Here is a 2,594-nt window from a genome sequence, read left to right as displayed (position 1 = left end):
CGCGCCTTGCTGCAGTTCGCCGCCGCGCTCAGCGGCCACGGCGATCGGCGAACTGCAGCAAGGCGCGCAGCTCGTCGACCGTGAAGCGCCCGTCGAGCGTGATCGCGCCACGGCACCAACCGGGGCAATCGCGCACGTCGTCCCAGTCGATCCAGCCCGCCGCTCCCTTCAACGTGCGTCGCGCCGCTCGCTCGACGGGCTCCGCGCAAACCGGCTTGCGCGCCGGATCGAGGTTGAGCTTGGCTTCCATGTCGCTACTCCTGCTGCTCGTGATGAAGGTGGGGCCATGCCGTCGCGCCGCCGCTCAGCGCGGCGGCACCGCCACCGGCGGCGCCGGCCGTTGCGGCGTCGCCGACTTGCCCCAGTTGCTGCCGAAGCGATTGCGCTCGGCCGAAAGATTGAAGGTGCCGACGCGATTCGAAGGCTGCGTCGCGAGATGTGCGGAAGCCGCGCCCGAGGCGGCGTTGCCTACCACCACCCGTGGCTGGAGCTGCTGGCTCAGGCAGTCGTAGGACAGGGCCCGGGCGCCATCCACCTCGGCGTCGACGCACACGGTCTTGCCGACAGCCGATGCGGCCGCCGGCGCCTGCGCGCGCGCGGTGCCCGCCGCCGCCAGCAGCATCGTCGCCAGGCAGGCCGCGAGACACCTCAGGATGATCGCCATGCGCTCGCCTCCCGTCGCCTCGTGCCTCAGAGCGCGCGCTGACGCGCGATGAAGCGCGCGAACGCGGCGCGTTCGTGATCGGCCGCGTGCGGCGGCGGATTCGCCACCACCGCCTCGTGCCAGGCCGCGCGCAAGCCCTCGACGCGATGCCAGCCGCAGACCTGCGCGCCGGTCGGGAACGGCGTCGTGACCGGCTCGCGGTACTGCACCAGGAACAGCGGCGGCGCGGCGCCGTGCAGGCGCCAGAGATCGCCGAGCTCGCGGATCGAGGCGTCGAACCAGAAGCGGCCCCAGCGCGGCGCGTCATCGCCGCTCGTGCCATTCGTGCCGCTCGCGCCATTCGTGCCTGCCATGCCGGCGGCGTCCTGCGGCAGCCGCATGAAACCCGCCATCACCAGCAGCACGGCCACCAGGTCGTCCTCGCGCAGCGAGGGATGCGACCAGAGCCCGAGCACGTCGGCCAGCGCCAGCAGCGTGGTGAAGCGCGCCAGCGTCAGGCTCGGCCAGACACGCCGCGCCAGCAGCAGGTGGCGCTCCCAGTGCTGCAGGAAACGCGCGCGCTGGCGCTCGGCCAGTTGCTCGTCGCCGCCGCCGCGCACGATCAGCTCGTCGGGCTGGTAGCGGCGCGTGGTCAGCACGCAGCGCGCCGAATTGCGCGTGCTGCGATGGCGCGCGCGCCCTTCCATGCCCGGCATCGGCTCGAGCGCGCCACCGCACAGCGGACAGCGCGCCGGAAACGCCCCGGCCGGCCAGGGCCAGGGATTGACCGTGCTGCCGCGCTCGCGCGGCGTGGCGGCGGCTCGCGCGCCGCCGCGCTCCGGCGAGGCGTCGCGGGATACCGTCGGCGGCGCGGCGCGATGCAGGCTCATGCCGCGCCTTATTGCACCGACGCGAGCGCACGGCGCAACGCGTCCTCGTCGATCGACGCGCCGCCGGCCAGCTTGGCCAGGTGCGCCTGCGCGCTCTGCTGCGCCTTCTGCGCGCGCAACGCGGTGCGGATCTGCTCCTTCACGTCGGCCAGCGGCCGCTGGCTCTCGGGCCGCGTCTCGATCAGCTTGACGATATGGAAGCCGGTGGGCGTCTGGATCGGTGCCGACACCTGGCCCGGCTTGAGCGTCACGGCCACCTGACGCACCGCCGGCACCAGCATCGGCTCGGCCACGAAGCCCATGTCGCCGCCGTTCGCCGCACTCGCCTTGTCCTGCGAGCTGGCCTTCGCCAGCGCGGCGAAATCGCCGCCGCGCGCGCGACTCGCCAGATCGGCGGCCTGCTTGCGCACCGCCTCGACGGTGGCCGCGTCGGCGTTCGGCGCGACCGCCAGGTAGATCTGCGCGACATGCAGCGCGCGCGGCGCGACGAAGGCCGCGTGGTTCTGGTCGTACATCGCCTGGATCTCGGCGTCGCTCGGATAGCTGTCGGGCGGCGCGCTGATCGAGGCCAGGTAGCTGCGCGCGACGATCTCGGTACGCGCCTGCTCGACGGCCGCCGTGACCTGGGCCTGCTTGTCCCAGCCCTTCGACTTCGCCTCGGCCAGCACCGCCTTCTGGGCGAGCGTGGCGCGTACCAGGCCGTCCAGCGCGGCCGGATCGGCCGCGAGGCGCGTGCGCCCGTCGGGGCCGACCGCCTTCAGGACCGCCGCGATGTCGGTCTTCGTCACCGCCGCCTGCCCCGCGCTGGCGATCACGTCGTCCTGCGCCAGCGCCGCCAGCGGCAGGCTCGCGCCGAGCGCGGCCACCCAGATTGCCAATGTCTTCATTGCTTGCTCCTGCCTGCTTTCGATTGCCTGAGATGAATTGCCGTCCTGCCCGCTGCCCTGCCAGGCGTCGCGAATATCGCGATCGCCGCGGTCCTTGCCATCGGCCTCGCGCCGTGCCGCCGCGCTGCGCCCGCCTTCATGCCGCCGGCGCGAAGGCGGGCGCAGCGCGGCGGA

4 protein-coding genes are annotated in these 2,594 nt (G+C 73.4%); all 4 read right to left on the bottom strand.

The window, feature by feature from the left end:
- Positions 1 to 28: 28 nt before the first annotated feature.
- From F3J10_RS35195 to F3J10_RS35180, 4 genes are read right to left on the bottom strand one after another with little or no spacing between them, the layout of a single operon-like run.
- Positions 29 to 250, bottom strand: a complete 222-nt coding sequence (locus F3J10_RS35195; protein WP_167244007.1) for a hypothetical protein — start codon at positions 248 to 250, stop codon at positions 29 to 31.
- 54 nt (positions 251 to 304) lie between these two features.
- Positions 305 to 664 (bottom strand): hypothetical protein, encoded by a 360-nt coding sequence (locus F3J10_RS35190; protein WP_240155805.1) that lies wholly within the window; start codon positions 662 to 664, stop codon positions 305 to 307.
- 26 nt (positions 665 to 690) lie between these two features.
- A complete protein-coding gene (locus tag F3J10_RS35185; RefSeq protein ID WP_167244009.1) occupies positions 691 to 1,533 on the bottom strand; it encodes a hypothetical protein in 843 nt (280 codons plus the stop codon).
- Positions 1,534 to 1,541: 8 nt separating this feature from the next.
- Positions 1,542 to 2,420, bottom strand: a complete 879-nt coding sequence (locus F3J10_RS35180; RefSeq protein ID WP_167244008.1) for a peptidylprolyl isomerase — start codon at positions 2,418 to 2,420, stop codon at positions 1,542 to 1,544.
- Positions 2,421 to 2,594 lie beyond the last annotated feature (174 nt).

The organism is Burkholderia sp. Cy-637 (genome assembly GCF_011753175.1).
Taxonomy (GTDB): Bacteria; Pseudomonadota; Gammaproteobacteria; order Burkholderiales; family Burkholderiaceae; genus Burkholderia; species Burkholderia gladioli.
This window is presented reverse-complemented; position numbering and strand designations above follow the sequence as displayed.